Source organism: Alterotamlana spongicola (assembly GCF_035818475.1).
Taxonomy (GTDB): domain Bacteria; phylum Bacteroidota; class Bacteroidia; order Flavobacteriales; family Flavobacteriaceae; genus Cognatitamlana.
The window spans coordinates 2,153,097-2,175,090 of record NZ_JAYMGV010000001.1; the positions used below are offsets into that span (position 1 = coordinate 2,153,097).

10 protein-coding genes are annotated in these 21,994 nt (G+C 34.1%); all 10 read left to right on the forward strand.

The window, feature by feature from the left end:
* The 10 genes from VOI54_RS09225 (at position 1) to VOI54_RS09270 (ending at position 21,994) form a co-directional block, all read left to right on the forward strand.
* Positions 1–1,521, forward strand: coding sequence for an alpha-L-fucosidase (locus VOI54_RS09225; protein ID WP_326282469.1), 1,521 nt, complete (start codon positions 1–3; stop codon positions 1,519–1,521).
* Positions 1,522–1,693: 172 nt separating this feature from the next.
* Entirely contained in the window at positions 1,694–2,773 is a 1,080-nt protein-coding gene (locus VOI54_RS09230) for a glycoside hydrolase family protein (RefSeq protein ID WP_326282470.1), read from the forward strand.
* Positions 2,774–2,878: 105 nt separating this feature from the next.
* Positions 2,879–4,729 (forward strand): arylsulfatase, encoded by a 1,851-nt coding sequence (locus VOI54_RS09235; protein WP_326282471.1) that lies wholly within the window; start codon positions 2,879–2,881, stop codon positions 4,727–4,729.
* Positions 4,730–4,885: 156 nt separating this feature from the next.
* On the forward strand, positions 4,886–6,979 hold the full coding sequence (locus VOI54_RS09240; protein WP_326282472.1) for an alpha-L-fucosidase: 2,094 nt from the start codon (positions 4,886–4,888) through the stop codon (positions 6,977–6,979).
* Between the two features lie 24 nt (positions 6,980–7,003).
* Positions 7,004–8,578 carry a sulfatase family protein gene (locus VOI54_RS09245; RefSeq protein ID WP_326282473.1) on the forward strand — a complete coding sequence of 525 codons (1,575 nt, stop codon included), beginning with the start codon at positions 7,004–7,006 and terminating at the stop codon, positions 8,576–8,578.
* Between the two features lie 179 nt (positions 8,579–8,757).
* The gene (locus VOI54_RS09250) at positions 8,758–12,747 is read left to right on the forward strand and encodes a hybrid sensor histidine kinase/response regulator transcription factor (protein ID WP_326282474.1); all 3,990 of its coding nucleotides are present in this window, start codon (positions 8,758–8,760) and stop codon (positions 12,745–12,747) included.
* Between the two features lie 811 nt (positions 12,748–13,558).
* Positions 13,559–15,706 (forward strand): fasciclin domain-containing protein, encoded by a 2,148-nt coding sequence (locus tag VOI54_RS09255; protein ID WP_326282476.1) that lies wholly within the window; start codon positions 13,559–13,561, stop codon positions 15,704–15,706.
* Between the two features lie 11 nt (positions 15,707–15,717).
* Positions 15,718–18,945, forward strand: a complete 3,228-nt coding sequence (locus tag VOI54_RS09260; RefSeq protein ID WP_326282477.1) for a SusC/RagA family TonB-linked outer membrane protein — start codon at positions 15,718–15,720, stop codon at positions 18,943–18,945.
* Between the two features lie 15 nt (positions 18,946–18,960).
* Positions 18,961–20,406, forward strand: a complete 1,446-nt coding sequence (locus VOI54_RS09265; protein WP_326282479.1) for a RagB/SusD family nutrient uptake outer membrane protein — start codon at positions 18,961–18,963, stop codon at positions 20,404–20,406.
* A 49-nt stretch (positions 20,407–20,455) separates the two neighbouring features.
* Entirely contained in the window at positions 20,456–21,994 is a 1,539-nt protein-coding gene (locus VOI54_RS09270) for a fasciclin domain-containing protein (protein WP_326282480.1), read from the forward strand.

Here is a 21,994-nt window from a genome sequence, read left to right on the forward strand (position 1 = left end):
ATGTGTTACTTAAAATTAAATAAAGTACTGCTAGTACTAATGGCATTCATGATATTTTCATGTAAACAAAAACAAGAGGAAAATACAGCTTCGGAAAGCCAGATTTTATATGAAGAAAATTGGAAATCTCTGCAACAATTTGAAATCCCCAAATGGATGGAAGATGCTAAGTTTGGTATTTTTATTCATTGGGGCCCCAGTGCTGTTCCGGCCAAATACTCCGATTGGTATCCCATGCGAATGTACATGAGCGGAGAAGAAGGTATCTCCAAAAAAGAACATCCGGCCTATAAATTTCATAAGGAGACATTTGGCGACCAGTCTAAGTTTGGATTCAAAGATTTCATTCCTATGTTTAAGGCTGAAAAATTCAACGCCAAAGCCTGGGTAGAACTCTTTAAAAAGGCAGGGGCTAAATATGTTATTCCCGTAGCAGAACATCACGATGGGTACGCTTTGTATAACTCAACTAAAACAAGGTGGAATTCGGTTGATATGGAGCCTCATATAGATATCCTTAAAGAACTAAAAAAAGAGATTCAGGCTCAAGGCCTTATTTTTGGTGCGTCTTCACACTTGGCATATAACTATAATTTTTATCCTAAGAGTGAAAAGTTTGATACCTGGGACTCAAAACATGTTGATTTGTATTCACCTAATAAAATATTGAACGGTCCAATTAGTGATGAGTGGATCAAAACCGTGTGGTGGCCCAGAACCAAAGAAATTATTGACTTATATGAACCAGATATTCTTTGGTTTGATTTTTATTTAGACAAGCCTGAATTTATTCCTTATCATAAAAAATTAGCAGCCTATTATTACAATAAAGGGCTTCAAAATAATAAGACTTTTGTACTTCAAACCAAAAATATGAAACAGGAATCTTATCCAAAAGGCACCCATATGCTAGATATTGAACGTGGTAAATTGGCAGATATAAGAGATGAGGCCTGGCAAACAGATACTTCGATTGGTGCAAATTCATGGTATTATGACGATAGATGGATTTCGCAAACACCAAACTATATAATAGATGAACTTATTGATATAGTGAGTAAAAATGGCGCTTTATTATTGAACGTTGGACCAAAAGCAGATGGAACTATACCTGAAATTCAGAGAAATACACTTTTAGATATTGGTAACTGGCTGGATATTAACGGCGAAGCGATTTACGGAACCAGGCCGTGGAAAAATTTTGGAGAAGGTAATACAGAAATGGTAGAAGGGCATTTAAATGAAGGGGAAAATACGAAATTTTCCAGTTCAGATATTCGATTTACTAAAAAGAATAATACCCTATATGCTATAGTTATGGACTGGCCAGGAGCAAAAGAAGCTATATCGATTCAGTCTTTATCGAAAAGCGCTCAACCAGAGCTTAAGATTAAGGACTTATCCTTAATAGGTTATAATGGAGACATAGTTTGGTCAAGAGAAAACGATGCCTTAAAAATTACTTTTCCTGACCAAAAACCTTGTGATTATGCATACGTGTTTAAGATCATATTAAATTAACTGTCTTGACCTGGTATTGCAGTACATATTATGAAAACAGAAAGCATTACTTAATCATCCTAACAATGGTTGGTTTTTTGTGTGTGATGAGTTGCAAGGAATATCCTAAAATTCAAAAAATAATCGAGGCCAATTGAGATTTATAAAAAGGCGCCTCCAATCTGTAGAAATTATGAAATTAACAAAACGTCCTTTATGCTTATTGTTTTCAATATTACTTGTATTGATTTCCTGTCAATCGACAAAGAAAGTAGCTTTGGCTGATGACTTATCCTTTAAAAATAGATTACAACCTGTAACTGAAGACAATATATTTAAAGATAAAGATTACTACAATTGGGGTGCCTCTATTATTAAAGGAAAAGATAATCTTTACCACTTGTTTTATTCACGCTGGAAAAGAGAATACGGTTTTTATGCTTGGCTCACACATTCTGAGATTGCACATGCAGTTTCTAAAAATCCTGATGGACCATGGCAATATAAAGAAACTGTTCTAAAAGGAAGAGGCGGAAATGGCTGGGATGCTATTACGGCTCATAATCCTAAAATCAAGTTTTTTGATGGTAAATATTACTTATATTATATAGGGTCCCATTTGGGAGGTAAACTTTATACTAATAATGACCTTATTAAAGCAGCGAAGAACAGGAAGAATGATGCAAACTGGAGAACCCTGCGTCCCAATATGCGAACCGGCGTTGCCATAGCTACATCTTTAGATGGGCCTTGGAAGCGCTTAAATGATCCGATTGTTGAGCCTTCGGGGCCTATTACAACACTTACAGTAAATCCTGCAATTGACAGAGGTGCAGATGGCAAATATTACCTGGTTGTTAAGGGAGACAAACCTGATGAAAAAAAGTTTATTCGAAACCAGGCCATTGCAATATCAAAATTTCCGGATGGCCCCTTTATAATGCAACCTAAACCGGTTATTGATTACCGTGATACAGAAGATATGTCCATATGGTTCGATAATAAAAGAAATCGTTTTTATGGTATCTATCATGCACATACATTTATTGGATTAATAGCATCTAAAAACGGGATTGATTGGGTGCCAGCTAATGAGGAGCAAATTATGCAAAAGTCTATTCCTTTAAAAGGAAATGGTTTTATAAAACCTGATAGAATGGAGCGCCCATTCATTTATTTAGAAGAAGGGAAACCCAAAACACTTTGCTTAGCTGTAAAAAAGAAAGATGATTCCTTTATGGTATTTGTTCCTATTCGGAGTAAAAATAAATGACTTACTAAAGGAATAAAATTGAATTAGAATTGCTGGATAAAAGGACTCGAAGAGTTGAAGTCCTTTTTATCTTGGATTAAGAATATATTAATAGAAAATAAGAATATGAAGTTTTATATTATTGGACTATATATAATTGGAAGTATACTATTATTGGGTTGCACCAAAGACAAAAAAAGAGCAGATAATACCCCTCCAAATGTTATACTCATTTTGACAGATGATCAAGGGTATGGTGATATTGCAGCACATGGAAATCCAATTGTAAAAACACCTCACTTGGATAAGCTTCATTCAGAAAGTATGAGATTTACAGATTTTCATGTAAATCCGTTTTGTGCACCCACTAGAGCAGCACTTATGACAGGAAGAATGTCTGATCGTACCCATGTGAGATCAACGGTTTATGCTAGAAACCATCTAAACATTAATGAAACCACTATGGCTGAGTTTTTTAGGGCATCAGGGTATCGTACCGGGCATTTTGGTAAATGGCACTTAGGGCAAAATTATCCATATAGGCCTATAGATAGAGGTTTTGATCATTGGGTAGGTCATGGTGATGGAGGCACTGGTTCAGCAAGTGATTATTGGGGTAATGACAGGATGAATGACACCTATTATAGAAACGGCGTTCAAGAAAAATTTGCAGGGTTTGGTACAGATGTTTTTTTTGACGAAACCATAAGCTTTATTGATAAAAGTAAAGACCAGCCTTTTTTTGTGTATTTAGCAACTAATGTACCTCATAAACCCTGGAATGTTAAAAAAGAATGGTATAAAGATTATGAAAACGTAGATAGTGTGAATTATAAAAATTGGGATGCAAAAAAAGACTTTTTAGCAACTCTTACGCACTTTGATTCTAATTTAGGAAAGCTTCGTCAATATCTAAAGAAAAATAACCTTAATGAAAATACAATAATCATTTTCCTTACAGATAACGGAACCTCTGGTGGTAATGAAATATTTAATGATGGGATGAAGGGAAAAAAAGGGTCTATGTATGAAGGAGGGCACCGTGTACCTCTATTTATTTATTGGCCTGAAGGAGGGTTTGATAAGGGAATTGATATAAATGAGTTTACGGCTCAAATAGATTTGTTACCAACTTTAATTAACTTATGCGATTTAAAATCACCGGTGAAAGGTCATTTGAAATTTGATGGAAAGAGCCTGGAACCCTTGCTTACAGGTAAAAAAGAAACATTGGAAGACCGCTTTTTAATTATGCATCAGCAAAATACCAGAGAGGTTCCTGTAAAAGGGATGAACAGTTTGGTTGCTACCAGAGAATGGAGGTTGATTAAAGGGAAAGAACTGTATCAAATTAGAACAGATCCTGGCCAAAAAAACAATTTAGCAAAAAACTTCCCTGAAGTTGTAAAAACATTGAATCTAAAATATGATGCATATTGGGATGAATTAGGTATGAATAAGTATCCGTTTCCTCGGCCAATTATAGGTTCTGGGAAAGATAAAGAAACTCTACTTGCCCCAGATGCACTAATAAGAGATGGTATTGAGAATACATGGGATCAGTCTCATATAGAAGTAGGAGTGCAAAGTAGTGGTTTTTGGCCTGTTGAAATTGCAAAGAAAGGCACCTATAGTTTTAATATTCGTCGCTGGCCAAGAGAATTGAATGAGTCTATAAATGCCTTTGAGTTGGAACCTAAAACAAAAGATATATATAGACGTGGAAAGCTTGTAGATGATTATGGTTATGGTAAAGATTTACCTAAAATACAGAAATCAAAACCAGATACCATAGTCCAGGTTGCTTTGGAAATTGGAAGTATTTATAAAGAAAAACAAATAAATTCTTTAGATAAAGACATAACCTTTCATGTAGAATTAGATAAGGGGGTAACTCAAATAAGAGCGTGGTTTATTGATGAAAACGGAAACAAGTATGGAGCATATTATGTTTATGCAACAAAACAAAGTGATTAATTATGAAGGTAAACACAGATATAACAGTTACTACAAATTATAAAAGAAGAATAGTATGAGCTATGAATGTTTAATAACCATTTTTAAATAATTTATAGTTATTATTAATGTTAAATTCTTAGTATTTAAAGTACAATGCTAACTATAACAAACAATATGAAAAACACACTAATTTTAGTTCAGATTTTTATTGGAATATCTTTGATTGGGTGTCAAGGTACCCCAGCACCCAAACCTTTAGCCGTAGTACCAACTGAGAATCAGATAAAATGGCATGAAATGGAGCGAAATGCTTTTATTCACTTTGGGCCTAATACATTTACTGATAAAGAATGGGGCTATGGGAATGTCCCTGCTGCTGCTTTTAATCCATCGGAATTAGACGCAGAACAATGGTGTAGAATTATAAAAGAAGCTGGCCTAAAAGGTGTGATTTTGACGGCAAAACATCACGACGGATTTTGCTTATGGCCTTCAAAATACACTGAATATTCTGTTAAAAACTCACCCTGGCGGGAAGGAAAAGGCGACTTGGTTCAAGAAGTGTCTGAAGCCTGTAAAAAATATGGACTTAAGTTTGGTGTTTACTTGTCTCCCTGGGATAGAAACAGTGGAATCTATGGAACTCCCGAATACATTGATTATTTTAGAAATCAACTTACTGAATTACTTACTAATTATGGAGATGTCTTTGAAGTTTGGTTTGATGGTGCTAATGGAGGGACAGGATATTACAACGGAGCTAACGAGAAACGCTCTGTAGATCGTAAAACATACTATGATTGGAAAACGACCAATGCTTTAGTTAAAAAATTACAACCCAATGCATTAATATTTAGTGACGGAGGGCCTGATATAAGATGGTGTGGTAATGAAAAGGGTATTGCTGGAAAGACTAATTGGGCAACCCTACGAAGAGATGAAGTTTGGCCTGGGTGGCCCAGGTATAAAGAATTAAACCCGGGACATGAAGATGGTAATTATTGGGTGCCAGCAGAAATTAATGTGTCCATTAGGCCAGGTTGGTTTTATCATAAATCTGAGGATCATAAAGTTAAGGATATATCATGGCTAATGGATTATTATTATGAGTCCGTTGGAAGAAATGGTACAGGGTTGTTAAACTTCCCAATTGATGATAGAGGCCTAATACATGAGGTTGAAGCGGAATATGTAACGGCGTGGCAAAAAAAAATTCAAGCTGATTTCGCCAATAATCTATTATTAAATGTTACAGATATTACAGCTTCAAATGTTAGAGGGAATTCTCGTGAATATCATGGTGCAAATGTAAATGATTCTGATAAAGCTACATATTGGGCTACTGATGATGGGGTGACATCCGGATCACTATTGTTTAGTTTTGATGCACCAATTACTTTTAATAGATTTCTTGTGCAAGAAGATATTTCTTTAGGACAACGTGTCGAAAAATTTACTTTAGAGGTTCTAGATGATAAAGGTATTTGGGAAGAAATAGCAAATGAAACAACAATTGGTTATAAGCGTATTTTAAGATTTCCAGCAATTACATCTAAAAGCGTAAAGTTCTCAATTAAAAAAGCGAAAGGAAGCTTAGTTATTTCAAATATAGGGATCTACAATGCACCAAAATTAATTACAACACCTGAGATTATTAGAGACCAAGAAGGTCTTGTTAATATTAATATAGCTAATAAAGGATTAGATATATTTTATACTGTAGATGGTAGCGTACCAAATACTAAATCCAATAGATATCTGAATGCTTTTAATTTTGACAAAAAAGGAACTATTAAGGCAATTGCAATTGATAATGATTCAGAAAGAAAGAGCCCAGTTGTAACTAAAGAATTCGATATAAGTAAAAAAGATTGGAAAGTCTACCTTTCAAATGATTCGGCAGCAACAAATATTTTTGATGGAAACGTAAATTCTAAGTGGTTTCAAACCGCAAAAGAATTTCCAATTGATTTAGATGTGGACTTAGGTAAAACACTAACTGTAATAGGTTTTACTTACTTACCAGATCAAACTGCAAGTAGGCATTCAAAAGGCATTATTTTTAATTATGAATTTTTAACCTCTATAGATGGTAAAAAATGGCAGACTGTTTCTTCGGGAGAGTTTTCAAATATTAAGAACAGTCCTATTTGGCAAATTAAGAATTTTGCACCCGTTAAAACCCGTTTCGTTAAGCTTAGAGCATTAAGTAATACGAGCAGTGATAGTGTGGCAGGTTATGCTGAATTTGGGATTATTACAGAATAATAAAAGAACTAAATAGTTGAAAAAATGAGAACAATAAAACCTTTTATCTATAGTTTATTTGTAATATTTTTTTTGTTAGAAAGCTGTAAAACAAAAGAAAAGCCCCTCGCTGTAGATAACACTTCCAAATCAAAGCCTAATATTATAATTATTTATGCAGATGATATGGGCTACGGAGATTTGAATGCCCTCAATAAGGACTCAAAAATCCCAACCCCAAATCTTGATAAACTAGCTGATGAAGGGATGAGGTTTACTGATGCTCATAGTGCTTCAACTGTTTGTTCTCCCAGTAGATATTCTCTGTTAACGGGAAGATACCATTGGAGAGGTCATTTAAAGAAAGGAATTGTAAGGGCTTGGGGAGACCCTGCTATTGAGAAAGGAAGATTAACCATAGCTTCAATGTTAAAGGAAAGCGGCTATAAAACAGCAGCTATTGGCAAATGGCACCTGGGCATGACCTATCCTTTTAAAGAAGGTATTGGCCAGAATGATCCTAAGAAATCCGGGTGGAGTGATGGTAACAATGTCGTTTATAATCCGGAAGATTTTGATTGGGAAAAACCCGTAGAGGGTGGGCCGAATGCTTTTGGATTTGATTACTATTATGGAGACGGCACAATCAATTTTCCACCTTATGTTTGGATGGAAAATAATATGTTTTTAAATACCCCCACAGCTTTATTAGATAATGGAAAAACAAGTACTGCAGAGGGATCATGGGAATGTAGACCAGGGCCGGCAGTTGAAAATTGGGACATTCCTAATGTACCCATTAAATTAACAGAAAAGGCAGTAGAGTGGATTGGCAACCAAGAAACAGATGATAAACCGTTCTTTATGTATTTTTCAATGCCTTCTCCACATGCACCTATTGTACCGGCAAAACGCTTTCAAGGAACATCTAAAGCAGGTGGGTATGGTGATTATATGGTACAAACAGATTGGATGGTAGGAGAGGTGTTGAATGCTATTAAAGAAAAAGGGATAGAAGAAAATACTCTGGTAGTATTTACAAGTGATAACGGTCCGGAATTATATGCCTATAATCGAATTAAAAATTATGAACATTATAGCATGGGAAGCAGGAGAGGTGTGAAACGTGACTTATGGGAAGGAGGACATCGTGTTCCATTTATTGTCAAGTATCCCGGGAAAGTAGAAAAAAAATCTGTAAATAGTAATCTTATATCTCAAATAGATATTATGGCAACCCTTGCAAATATTGTAGATTATAAGCTTCCGGAAAATGCTGGAGAGGATAGTAAAGATTTTTCTAAGGGAATTTTTTCTTCAGAGATGCCTGCAAATAGAGAGGCCTTGGTTTATCATGCTGTTAACGGCAAGTTTGCAGTTCGTAAAGGGAATTGGGTGCTGATAGAAAATAAAACTGGAAGCGTAACAAAAGAGCCAAAATGGATAAAGGAGAAAAATAATAGTAAACAAGACAATACTCTTAAAGTGTTGTACAATATTGAAGAGGATCCATTTGAACAAAACAATTTGTACAATGATAATACTGAAAAAGTTAAAGAACTTGAGCAATTATTGAATGATATAAGAGGGAGAGCAAAAAACGTTAATAACGATAATTAGATATATAGATATCAATATCTCTATGGGAGTTTAGGGGTATTGAAAAATTATAATGTATAAACAAGAAAGTAAACGAATTCAAGGTGTGAATTTAGAATAACAATATATAAAGTTTAGTCAGTTTGTTAAAAAACGTTAAATTTGATAATTACTGCAAGAGTAGCTGCCTTAATCTTATTATGATAGCACAATTAAAGCTTATTTTATTTATTCTATGTTTTTTCAGTTCAGGCATAGTGGCATCCCAAAATTATGATATTAAACAAATTTCAAGCTTAGACGGTTTATCTCAAAATTCGGTCACAGCTTTAGAGGTGGATGAAGTTGGAAATATCTGGATAGGAACCACCTTTGGTTTAAACAGATACGATGGAAGGCAAGTCTATAAATATTTTTTTGACAACTCTGATGAAAACTCGATCCCTAATAATCATATACAGGATCTCCATAAAGATGATCAGGGAAACTTGTGGGTTTTAACACAATGGGGAGGAGCATGTTATAATCCTAAATCTGATGATTTTAATAGAAGTCCATTTAATAGACAGATCTCGGGAAGAAACAATATTACCGAGGATTCGGATAATGTAATATTAATAAGTTCTGGGAATAAACTTATACAATATAATAAAGAGGATAAATCAGTTCAGGTAAACGATATATCACCAAATATAGGACAATCCCCTTTTTTGAAAGTAGCATCCTTAGATGAAGACAGGTTAATAGCTTTAAGCTATACTGAAGGTATCGTAGAAATTATAAAAGATACTGGAAAGCTCTTACCGTTTTTTGATTTAAAAGGAGAGCCCTTTGTAGATTTTGTTATTACAGAGAAAGGCATTTATGTTAGTACTATTAATAGCCTTTATCATTTAAACAGATCAGGAAAGATAATTAATCATAAGCCAAAGTTATTTCAAAACTATAATAATCCTATAGTCTTAGGGATTAATTATAATAAAACGGACAATACACTGTGGGTAATAACGGATGGAGATGGTGTTTTAATTTTCGATGAATTGTTAAATGAAGAGTCCAGGTTAAAATCAGGTGTTAATGTAAGTGGTGTACTTCCCGAAAATTCTTTACAGGAGTTAATTTTCAAAGATAACAATATTGTTTTATTGGGCTCGGTTAGAGCTGGTCTAATAATATTGTCTCCTACCTCTTTTAAACATTATAAATATTTGAATGGTGCCATTTATGGGCCATCTGCAGCAGCGGTTAGTTGTATTTTAGAAGATGATGATAAAAACATTTGGATTGGCACTGATGGGGGGGGATTGAACCTTTTAAATGAGGAAACAGATACTTTTAAGTATTTTGAACATCCAGATGTTGTTAAAATTATTTCCATTGTAAGCTATTCTGATAGATTTTTATTAATCTCTTCATATCGTAAAGGACTCTATTTTTTTGATAAAAAGAATAAAGAGTTCGTAAATGTAGAAGAACATCCACTTTTAGGTAAAGTTAAAAGTGACAGAACACAACGATTATATAAAGATGCCTTAGGAAATATATGGATATCAACAGGTTTGGAAATTTTCAAAATTAACAAAAAAAGAGATGCACTGCATAGTATAAATAAGGAACAGAATAAAGCAGATAAATTCCAAGTGCCAAATTATTTTTATCATGTTTTGGAAACGGCCAATGGTAATATGTGGTTTTCCTATATTGGTGGCATGTCTTGTTATTCTGTTAAGGATAATAAGGTAATTAAGGAAATAAGAAATAATAATATTAAGATACCTATTGGTAATGTTATTTATACCATGATTGAAGATAAAAATGGAAATATATTATTTGGTACAAATAGAGGAGGGTTATTTGAATACAATATATTGAATGATAAGGTTTCAGAATTTACGCTTTTGAAAAAAGAAAGTCCAAAAATCGTTTTCTCCCTTTTTTATAATAATAAAAACCAAATTTGGGCCGGAACCAATGAAGGACTCATAAGGATTGATAGAGATAGTTCAAATGCTTCTGTGTCATATTATAATAGTTTAGGGGAAATTGGAGGTAATGAATACCATCGTACTGTTTTGAAATCATTAGATGGTAGGCTCTATATGGGGAATAATAATGGAATGGTTGTATTTGATCCAGAAGAGGTGGTTAATGATAAAACAGAGCCTGTGGTAACAATAACTAATGTTTCTAGAAAAATACTATCAGAAGAAAAGATTATTAATGATCAGTTAAGCTATAATATTCAAGATTCATGTAGAGTTGTTGTAGATTATAAGGCAACAGCTTACAATTTTGAATTTAATACTTTTAACATATTAAACGGAGAGCACACGCAGTTTTCTTATACACTTGAAAATTTTGAAAATATATGGCATACAAGTAAGTCTAATTTTGCAAGTTATTCTGAATTAAAGGAAGGCAATTATGTCTTTAAGGTTAAGGCTACTAACCAAAATGGGATCATGGGGAGTAGAATTACAAAGGTAAATCTAACAATAAGGCCACCATGGTGGCGTACAATCTGGGTTAGAGGTTTTGGAATTTTATTTTTACTTGGAAGTATTATAATGGTTTGGAGAGAAAGCTTGAATAAAACAAAAATTTTAAACCAATTAAAGCTTGAGAGATTTAAAAGAGATAAACTTAAAGAAATTAACCAGTTAAAATTAAGTTTTTTCACTAATATTTCTCACGAATTAAAAACACCTTTAACCTTGATATTGGCACCACTTGAGCAGATGGTGAAAAGTAATAAAAAGCCGGAAGAGATTCGGAGATATTTTCCTTTTTTGTATAGGAATGCTAAAAGGATGAGTGAGCTAATAACACAATTGTTGGAGTTTAGGAAAGCTGAAATGTCTAGCTTAGAACTGAAAATGGAACAAGGCGATTTGGTTTCTGATTGTAGAAACGCCTTGGATTATTTTGAGCATCAGGCAGAATTTGACGGTGTCCAGATGAATTTTAAATCAAATTTTCAATCTTATCCCTTTAATTATGATAGAGATAAATTGTTTAAAATTCTTTTCAATCTTTTAAGCAATGCTTTAAAGCACACAAAATCTGGTGACAAAATAGAAGTAGAACTATTGGAGGCAGAAGAAAATGGTGTAATAATTAAGGTTATCGACACCGGTACAGGAATTCAGAAAGAAGAATTATTAAATATTTTTGATAGATTCTATCAGTCTGATCATAAGGAGATTGGTTCCGGGATTGGACTGGCATTTGCAAAGAAATTAGTCGAGCTACAAAACGGTAAAATTAGAGTAGAGAGTGAATTTGGAGAAGGAGCTACTTTTATTATAGAATTACCAAATAATGTTTTAGGAGAAAATATTACCGAATCAGTAGATGAGATTAAGGTGTTGAGAGAAGAGTATAAGAAAGAACCAATTAAAAAAAGAGAAGATAATAAAAGCACATTAAATAAAGATGCCCCTTTGATTCTAATTGTTGAAGACGACTGGGGAATTCGTCAATATGTAACCGGTTTATTTGAAGATCATTATAACGTTATTCAAGCCAATAATGGTAGAGATGGTTTTGATAGAGCAGTGCTCGAGTTACCGGATTTGATTTTGTCCGATTTGATGATGCCAATAATGGATGGTTTGGAGCTTTGTGAAAAAATAAAAGAAGACTTACGAACCAGTCATATTCCAATTGTGTTATTAACAGCAAAATCGGATGTTAAAAATAGGCTTGAGGGCTATAGGTTAGGTGCCGATGCTTACATTCCTAAACCATTTGACAACGAAATATTGCTGACACAAGTAAGTGGAATATTGAAGAATAGAAAAATCCTTAAAAATAGATTTAGCCATGATCTGGATTTAAAATTAAACGAATTATCTCAGACGTCCAGAGATGAGAAATTTCTTGACAAAGCCATCAGCGTGGTTGAAATGAACTTAGATAACTCATTATTTAATGTAAATACTTTTGTTAAAGAAGTAGGGCTAGGTAGAACTTTGGTCTATGAAAAAATTAAGGCTTTAACAGGAAAAACAATAAATGATTTTATTCAACATATAAGAATGCGAAAGGCCGCAGAATTATTAAAATCTACTAATGATAGTATTGTCAACATATCAATATGTTGTGGGTTTTCAGACCCAACCTATTTCAGTACAGTATTTAAGAAATATTATAAAATATCACCTTCAGAATACCGTAGTAAAAACTAACCTTAGGTTAAGAATACCGTTTTATTAATAGTTCCTTTTCTTAACAGAGATATAATTTTTTAGATTTTCAATTTATTCGTAAATAAAGCTTAGGAGGCCTCTTTATTGTATACTTTAAATAGAACAAATTAAGATTGCTATTTTATAGTTAATACAAGTATATTATCTCAACTGTTAGGGTATTCAAAGAACATTTCCTTTACAATATCTAAATTCTTCTGGCTAGTCAGACTAATCTCCAGCACCGAATTTAAAATATGTTATTAAATTCAACTTAGGTATATCAAAACGTATAAACTCTGTTTCCATTTTCTGCAAAATAGTTGTTTATAATGCTAGAGTTCACAACGGAGTTTGTTACTACAAAGCGCATTAATTGCTCAAGAAAGTTTGATTTTTTGAGGGTATAGAGCTCTGAACAAAATTCAAGATTTGTGTACAATATTTAAGGTGTTCATACATCGTACAATTTTAAAACTGTTTTGTACACATTTAAAGCTGTTTAGAAGAGTTATTGAACATATTTGCTCAGGTTAAAAATGAACATATAATATGGTGTTCAAATGAAGGGATACAATGAGGAAGCGTTTTTATATAAAACAACCTCATTATTCATTACCAGATTTTTTGCAAAAAAAGAAACCAATAATGCAAGCACCATAGCCCATTATAGAACAGTTTTTCGGTAAGAGAAAGCAATAACCATATTAAACAAAACTGTTTTAAAAACTAACAAAGTACTTGTTCATTTTAAATTCTATTAACTAACAAATTTTTAACTAAACCAATTAATTATGAAAACCATTAGCGTATGAAAAAAAAATTATTTTTTCTAAGATTACTAGTACTATTAACATTAGCTGGGTGCGAGGATGATACCCATGATAGGTATAGCAAACCGGATTGGTTGGAGGGAGATATCGCTTCAATTCTTGAAAACCGGGGAAACTATACTATATTTCTTGAGGGGCTTAAAAAAGTAGGTTATTTAAAGCAGGTCTCAGGACGTGCCAATTTAACTGTTTTTGCACCAAGCGATGATGCATTTACTGCATACTTTAATAAAAAGCAAGTTTCTGGATTGGATGATATCCCGGAAGATGTATTAAAGAGTATAATCACTTATCATTTAGTCCAAAACACTTATACCAAGGAGAGGCTAATTGATTTATTTGAAGAACCTATAGTGCGTTTACCTACATTTTTGAGGTATGATGCCGAAGAGGTGTTAGATGTTCGAGATAATAGAACAAAGAGGTTGTTTAAAAATAACAAATGGGTACCATTGTTTCATAAACAACGCTTTGATTTAGCTAACGTTTCTAACCCTGCTACCAATTTTAATTATTTCTTTGAGAATGCCTATATGGATGATGCCATTTATTATGGGAATGCCATGGTTGAAGACTATGAGATACCTGCAGAGAATGGCTATCTATATACAATAAATGAAGTTGTTGAACCTCTTGATAATATATACGATATTCTTAAGAGAAACTCAGATAAACACGACTACTTCTTGTCCATGCTTGACGAGTTTAAATACTTTAGATATGATGAGGATATTACCAGAAAATACGGGGGTATAGATCAGGACAGTTTGTTTACATCTTACTACACCTTTGATGTTTTTAGGAAGAATTTATCTAATGAGGAGGATTTAACTACAAACTATGAGGGCAATCATAGATACAACATCAATGCTTTTGTGCCATATGATACTAGTTTGAAGTTGTGGTTGGAAAACAATGTCTTAAATGCTGATTACCCTACACTTGATAATATTCCATTAATAACCAAAAAGTATATTCTTAACTATTTTATTACTGAATATGATTTTTCATTTCCTGAAAGAATTGAAGGTAGAAAGGTTTTGAATGATTACAATATTCCTATAGTTTTTCCAACAGGTTTAGCTGTAGGAGAATGTGCAAGTAATGGTGTTTATTATGGTATAAATGAAACTCCAGATATTTTATTGTTTAATACAGTATTAAAAATACCGTTTACAGAAGCTAATTATAGAGTTTATCTCTATATTCTGGAAAATTCGGGAACATTACCGCAGTATTTAAACGAAAGTTTAGAGTATACCACCTTTATTCCACATAACGATTCCTGGGAGAACATTGGACTTTCCATAGATTTTGGCGATCCTGATATTGTTGGCGATGAAGAGTTTTTGATGGAAGAAAATGGGCAGGAACGCCCGTTGAATAGGTCGCGTTTATCGTCATTGGTTGGTTACCACACCATTACCGGAGAAGTTGTTTTTTCGGATGACATTCAAGTTATTTCAAATCAAAATAAGTTTGGCGTCACTTTTGCCAAAGGGAATCAAGTTTGGTCAGGAGGAAATGAAGAAATTGGAGGAACTCCCCAACTGGTAGGAGACCCTATAGAGACTATTAATGGAAAATCTTATAGAACAGATAATCCAATAATGGCACCAACTAAAGATCTGGCATTTCATATCGCCCTGCATGATAGATTCAAAGCATTTAATGATTTGATAGTTTCCGTTGATGGTTACAAGAAAAGTAATACGGCAGGAAATGACATTATTGGACTTAAATTTTTAAAATCCGGAAAATACACTGCTTTTATTCCATCAAATGCGGCAATTGCAGAGGCACAGGCAAATGGAGAAATTCCATTGCCAGATGGAGATCAGAACACCCAGTTGAAAGAATGGTTAAGTTATTTCTTCGTTAACTCGGCTAAAGATCAGCGTACAAACTATTTCTTACCAAAAGAAAGCATAAATGAGTGGCTTGAATCTGCCACCATTGATGATGCCGAAGCTGAGACTTATCATTTATTAAAGGTTATTTCCGGAATCTCTGAGTATAAAGTTGTTGGAGCAAATAATGAGGAGGCAATAGTGAATATAGAAGCAGCTTCTTTGGGTAAGAATGGGCTGCTTTATGAAATCGACAACGTAATTAGTTTTAAATAAAATAGAAAAAGATGTTTAAATATAAATTGATTCTATTCATAACTGTTTTGCTTGGGTGTTTAAATACAAATGCGCAAAACGAAACTATAACAGGTAATATTACTGATGATAAAGGAGCACCATTAATAGGTGTTAATGTTATTATTGTTTCTGAGAACAATCGTTTTGTTTCAGGAGCCACATCAGATTTTGATGGAACTTACAATATTAGCTATGATAAAAAGTATAACACAATCCGCTTTAGTTTTATTGGGTTTAAGAGTCAGACACTAAAGATTGATGGACAATCTACCATAGATGTGGTTATGGTTGAAGATATAACCACAATTGATGAGATCGTTTTGCATGGAAAAGCAAAAAATGTAAGTAATTCGGGGATTATGGAAGTCCCTTTTAAAGATTTAACCACAGCAAATCAAAAGCTTAAAATGGGTGAGTTATCTGAGGTTGGAGCAGCTACCCTGGGAGATGCATTACAAGGACAACTTACCAATGTTGATATGACCTTTGCAAGTGGTTCACCAGGTGCAGGGATGTCTATTCGTATTAGAGGAACTTCAAGTTTAAATGCAAGTCAGGAGCCATTAATAGTACTGGATGGCGTTATATATCCAACCAATATTCAAGATGATTTTGACTTTCAAACAGCGGATGCAAATGATTATGGTTCACTTGTGGATATTGCCCCTGAGGATATTGAAAGCATTGAAGTATTAAAGGATGCTGGGGCTACGGCACTATATGGAACAAAAGGAGCAAATGGTGTATTAGTAATAACCAGTAGGCGAGGTAGAAGAGGACCTACAAGGTTTAATTATTCATATAAGCTAAAGACGCGTTTTCTTCAAGACCCTATACCAATGCTTGAAGGGGATGACTATATAGCTTTGATGAATGATGCACTTTGGAATAGTTATTTAGATAGTGAAGGAAGTGAAGGGTTTATTAATACACTTCAGGATTTTCCAGATATAAACGGAGACCCTGATTACGTGCATTATAATGAATTCAATCAGAATACAGACTGGGTTGATCTGATTTCACAAAATAGTATATCGCATGATCATAGCTTAAGTATATCCGGAGGAGGTGAAAAGGCACGTTATCGCTTTAGTCTTGGTTATTTAAATGATATAGGTACAACTATTGGTACGGACTTCAATCGTTTAAGTACTCGTGCAAATATAGATTATGAAATATCAGATAAATTGATTTTTTCAACCGATTTCTCATATATAGTTAGTAATAGAAATTCAATACCTAAGCCTAATAGAGCATTAGGTGAAAGCGGAGAATCACAAGTACGTTCTTTGGCATTTTATAAGATGCCAAATATGAACCCGTATCAATTTGATGAAACAGGGAATATTACTAATAGATATTTTACACCAAACGAAAACTTTCAGAATAATACCATCAACCCATTAGCAATGGTAAATGAAGGACAAAGTGAATTGGTGGCTAATAAAATAAGATCGGTTTTTCGTTTTAATTATAAGATATCAAAAGCCTTGACTATAGATTCTAATATTTCTTTTGATAAGAATATTACTAAACAAAATGATTTTGTTCCTCAAATAGCAAGTGGTGAAAGTTATCTAAGTACAACCGCTAATGAAGCTACAGAAAATAATGGAGAAGGGTTTACGATTCAAACCAATAATAAGCTAACATTTAGACCTTATTTAGGTGACAAACATAGACTTATTAGTCTCTTGTTATTACAAACTTTAGAGACCAGTAGTTTGGCCTTTAACAACCGTATTGGTAATACAGGACATAGTAATTTAACAGTACCATTAAGTGGTGGGGTTGTTGGTGCCATTGGAAATGGATCTTCCAAAAGAAGAGATGTAGGAGCACTTTTAAACACGCATTATACTTTTAATGATAAGTATATTTTAAGTGCAGGAATAAGAGCAGATGGATCAAGTAAGTTTGGAGCCGACAAGCGTTATGCTTATTTCCCAAATGGAAGTATTGCATACAGACTGAGTAGTGAGAAGTTCATGGAGAATGTTTCTTGGGTTGACGATATTAAATTTAGAGTAAGTTATGCCCAGGTAGGTAATTCACCGGCTACAGCATATCCGTCTTTTGGGTCTTACGGAACTAATGGTTTTTACCTTAACCAACAGGCTTTGGCACCACAATCAATAACATTGGATAATTTGAAATGGGAGCTTACTAAAAGTGTGAATTTTGGAGCCAATTTCTCTCTGTTAAATAATAGCCTGAACCTGACCTTTGATTATTATGTACGAAAAACAGAAGATCTCCTTGTTCCTAATGTTACATTACCGGAAACAACTGGGTTCTCAAGAATTGGTTGGGTAAACCAGGGAGATATGGAAAATCGTGGTGTGGAGTTTAGTGGATTCTGGCAACTTATAAATAATAAGAATTTGAGATTTCAGATTAATTGGAATCTAGCCAGAAATAAGAACATTCAATTAAGTCTTCCAGAGAATATTGCCACTCAAAATTATACATATGCCAATGGTAGTTATGCTACAAGGATTGAAATTGGAAAACCAGTAGGAAGTTTTTACGGTTATAGAAGCTTGGGTGTTTTTACTGATGATAATGCTGCGATTGCTACGGACCAAAATGGAAACCCTTTGACCAATCCGGAAGGTGAATTAGTATATCTAAAAAGTGCTAATGGAATTACTTTTAGAGGAGGTGATGCCAAATATCAGGACATAAATTATGATGGAGTTATTGACGAAAATGATATTGTTTATTTAGGGAATAACAGGCCTTTGGTAACAGGAGGATTTGGTCCGAGTATTACTTATAAGTCATTTAGCCTTAATACATTTTTCCACTTTAGATTAGGACATAAGATTATTAATGAGACTAGGATTAATACTGAAAATATGAGAGGTACAAATAACCAGAGTACAGCGGTATTATCCAGATGGCGTAAACCAGGAGATGTAACAGATGTACCACGTGCATTATTTGGTAGAGGATTTAATTACTTGGGGAGTGATCGTTTTGTTGAAGACGGAAGTTATGTGCGCTTAAAGAATATAACCTTGGCATATCGTTTACCACACTCCATATGTGAAAAATTAAAGGTCAAACAACTAAGTGCCTATGCAACAGGATATGATCTGTTTACGTGGACCAAGTACAGTGGGCAAGATCCGGAAGTTGGACTAAACGGAAGAGACAGAGCAACAACACCTCGCCCAGCGATGTTGAATTTAGGTATTAATATAGGTTTCTAAAAAAATAAAAGTATCATGAGAAAGTTGACAATATTATTAGTTACAACTATTATACTTACCGGGTGTAGTGATTGGCTTGAACTTGAGCCCGAGAACGAATTGGTAAAGGATGATTTTTGGCAAACACAATCAGATGTAGAGGGCATACTAATTAGCTGTTATAGAGAACTACAGCAAAGCACGTATAATCTGGTATTATATGGAGAGTTGCGAAGTGACCAAATGGAGATAAAATCAATTGATGGTAATGCCAGATCCATTCGAGAGGGAAATATATCCAGTAACAATACGTATGCCAGATGGGGCTTTTTCTATTCAATTATCAATTATGCTAGTTCGGTAATAGAAAATGCACCGGATGTTGCAGATATAGATAAGAATTTTACAGAAGCAGAATTGAGGTCCGTTATTGCAGAAGCAAGGTTTTTAAGGTCTTTAAGTTATTTTTATTTGGTAAGAATCTGGAAAGAGGCTCCCATTATTGAGAAATCTTATGAAACAGACGATACACCACTTACAGTAGCGAAAAGTTCAGAAGATGAGTTAATAGCTTTAATTATTGATGATCTTTTAGAAGCAATACCTAATTTAAAATCTCAATATGAAGAAGAATGGGAAAAATGGGGGCGTGCTACTAAGGTAGCAGGAGAAAGCCTTTTGGCTGATGTTTATTTATGGGCAGAAAGATATGAAGACTGTATAGAGTATTGTGACAAAGTAATTGCCAATCCAAATAAAGTACTTCTTGCCACGGAAAATTGGTTTTCTATTTTTTCAGAAGGAAATACTAATGAAGGTATTTTTGAAATTCAGTTTAATCAGGAATATAACCAGACAGGTCCTTGGAATGTTCTGTACTATAACAATGTAAGTCCGGACTTTAAGTTTCCGGCAGAGCTTATTGAAGAAGAGTTCTTTGCAGAGGAGGATATTCGTGGATTTGAGGCTACCTATGCTAAAACGGAGCGACGAATTCTTAAGTTCATTACAGCAACACCAAAAAAGCCTGTCTTTTATTCAGGTAATGAGTTTGTTTCAAACTTCATTATTTATCGCCTGGCAGACATTTATCTTATGAAAGCAGAGGCCCATGCAGTACTTGGCCAATATGATTTGTCAGACCAAGCTATTATGACCGTTAGAGAACGTGCCGGTTTGGCAGATCAGCTTATCAGTATTCCGAATTCTAGAGATGCTTATGAAGATTTTATTTTGACGGAAAGACAAAAAGAGTTTACAGCTGAAGGTAAAGCATGGTTTGATCTACTCAGAGTCGGTAAGAGAAATAATTTTGAACGTAAAAAACTGGTTATAGATAAGCTTTTATTAGAAGTAACTGGGGTTGATCGTCCAACTATTGAACGGGCATTACAAGATCCATATGCCTATTATATGCCAATACATCAGTCCGAACTAACCCAGAATTCTGAGTTGGTACAGAATCCTTACTATCAATTTTAATTGAATGATTTAAATGAGGATCTTAATTATATCATAAAATATTTGACAAATGAAAAATATAAAAAACATTATTACTATGCTCTTAGCATTGCTTATTATAAGTAATTGTGAAGACAATAGTATTGACGATAATTTTGCTATTGCCGAATTATACCCTATAAGCATATACATGGGAATGCATCCGGAGAAATTTGGTATGTGGAAAGATATTCTGCAACAAGCAGAATTAGACCATTCATTTAATGCCAGTGGCACCTATACAATGTATGCGCCAAATAACAAGGCCGTAGAGGAATGGTTAAGCGGAAGAGCTGTGTCTTCTATATCCAAAGAAGCAGCAGCTGAATTGGTTTTTAACCATGTTATTAATAAACCATATATACACACCGATTATAATGAAGGAGCTATTCCCGATACCAATATGAATGGTCATTATATAGCGGTTGAGTTTGGAGATGGAGCCTATCAGAATATCAAACTTAATAAGAGTAGTTTGATACTTGAAAAGGATATTAAGATGACAAATGGATTTATTAATGAAATTGATCATGTCATGGATATTCTACCAAATCTTTCCTCAGTATTATCAAACCTCGAAGGCGTAAGTGTTTTTACCGAAGCCATAGAAAAGACAGGGTATTCGCAGGAACTAACAAGTATTGAAAAGGAAGTTGACGGTATAGCAAAAAGGCAATTCCGAACAGTAATGGCCATTGCAGATTCTACATTTGCACGCTTGGGTATTAACAATATAGATGAGTTAATTCTAAAATATACAGACGAAAACAATTTAACAGATAAAATAAATCCTTTTAACCAATGGGTGGCATATCATATTCTTGGAGAAATTAACTACACCAATCAGTTGATCTATTTAGATTCAGAGCAGGAATTTAAAAATGTAATGACATTGGCCATTGAACAAGGTGTAGAAATTCGTGATGATCGTGCCATTGTGATCAATCGAGAAGTTATTGATGATGTGGTTTATGAAACCCATATATATAAAGACAGACGTAATATTCCTGCTGTTAATGGAGCCATTCACTTCATAGATGACTTTATGGATATTTACCAGGTTAAGCCATTTTTTATTCGTCAGGATATATGGGATGTAGCCAATTGGAGAGCCATAGAAAATTACCGCTCAGGTCAAAGTGGTAGTATAGAATGGATTGATGAAGATGTATTTGAAGAAGTTTCATGGCATAGCGAACCAGAACAAGTACCAATTGGATATTGGCAGCATTGGAATCATGAATGGTACAAAGGAGGTAATGGTATCGTTTTAGATTTTAACAGAACAAATACAGGTTGGGTAGAGTTTAAAACGCCATACCTGGCAGCAGGTACTTATAGGGTAAAACTTATGGGGCATAAACGTCCTGAAGGTGGTCAATGGAAAGCATACTTTGATGGGGTGCCGGCAGGAACCTTGGACAACTATTATGCTGGAGGGGGAGACGCTTATGGCTTAGTGGCAATACCAAGTATTGAGGTAACCAGTGGCGTACATACAATACGATTAGAACACTTAACCGGTAGTGGATATATTGGTGTAGGTGATGTAAAATACTATCCTTTATAA

Bases quoted from the DNA above. Each gene is read 5' to 3' on its own strand.
- VOI54_RS09255 (WP_326282476.1), top strand. From the start codon at position 13,559: ATGAAAAAAAAATTATTTTTTCTAAGATTACTAGTACTATTAACATTA.
- VOI54_RS09250 (WP_326282474.1), top strand. From the start codon at position 8,758: ATGATAGCACAATTAAAGCTTATTTTATTTATTCTATGTTTTTTCAGT.
- VOI54_RS09230 (WP_326282470.1), top strand. From the start codon at position 1,694: ATGAAATTAACAAAACGTCCTTTATGCTTATTGTTTTCAATATTACTT.
- VOI54_RS09265 (WP_326282479.1), top strand. From the start codon at position 18,961: ATGAGAAAGTTGACAATATTATTAGTTACAACTATTATACTTACCGGG.
- VOI54_RS09245 (WP_326282473.1), top strand. From the start codon at position 7,004: ATGAGAACAATAAAACCTTTTATCTATAGTTTATTTGTAATATTTTTT.
- VOI54_RS09235 (WP_326282471.1), top strand. From the start codon at position 2,879: ATGAAGTTTTATATTATTGGACTATATATAATTGGAAGTATACTATTA.
- VOI54_RS09225 (WP_326282469.1), top strand. From the start codon at position 1: ATGTGTTACTTAAAATTAAATAAAGTACTGCTAGTACTAATGGCATTC.
- VOI54_RS09260 (WP_326282477.1), top strand. From the start codon at position 15,718: ATGTTTAAATATAAATTGATTCTATTCATAACTGTTTTGCTTGGGTGT.
- VOI54_RS09240 (WP_326282472.1), top strand. From the start codon at position 4,886: ATGAAAAACACACTAATTTTAGTTCAGATTTTTATTGGAATATCTTTG.
- VOI54_RS09270 (WP_326282480.1), top strand. From the start codon at position 20,456: ATGAAAAATATAAAAAACATTATTACTATGCTCTTAGCATTGCTTATT.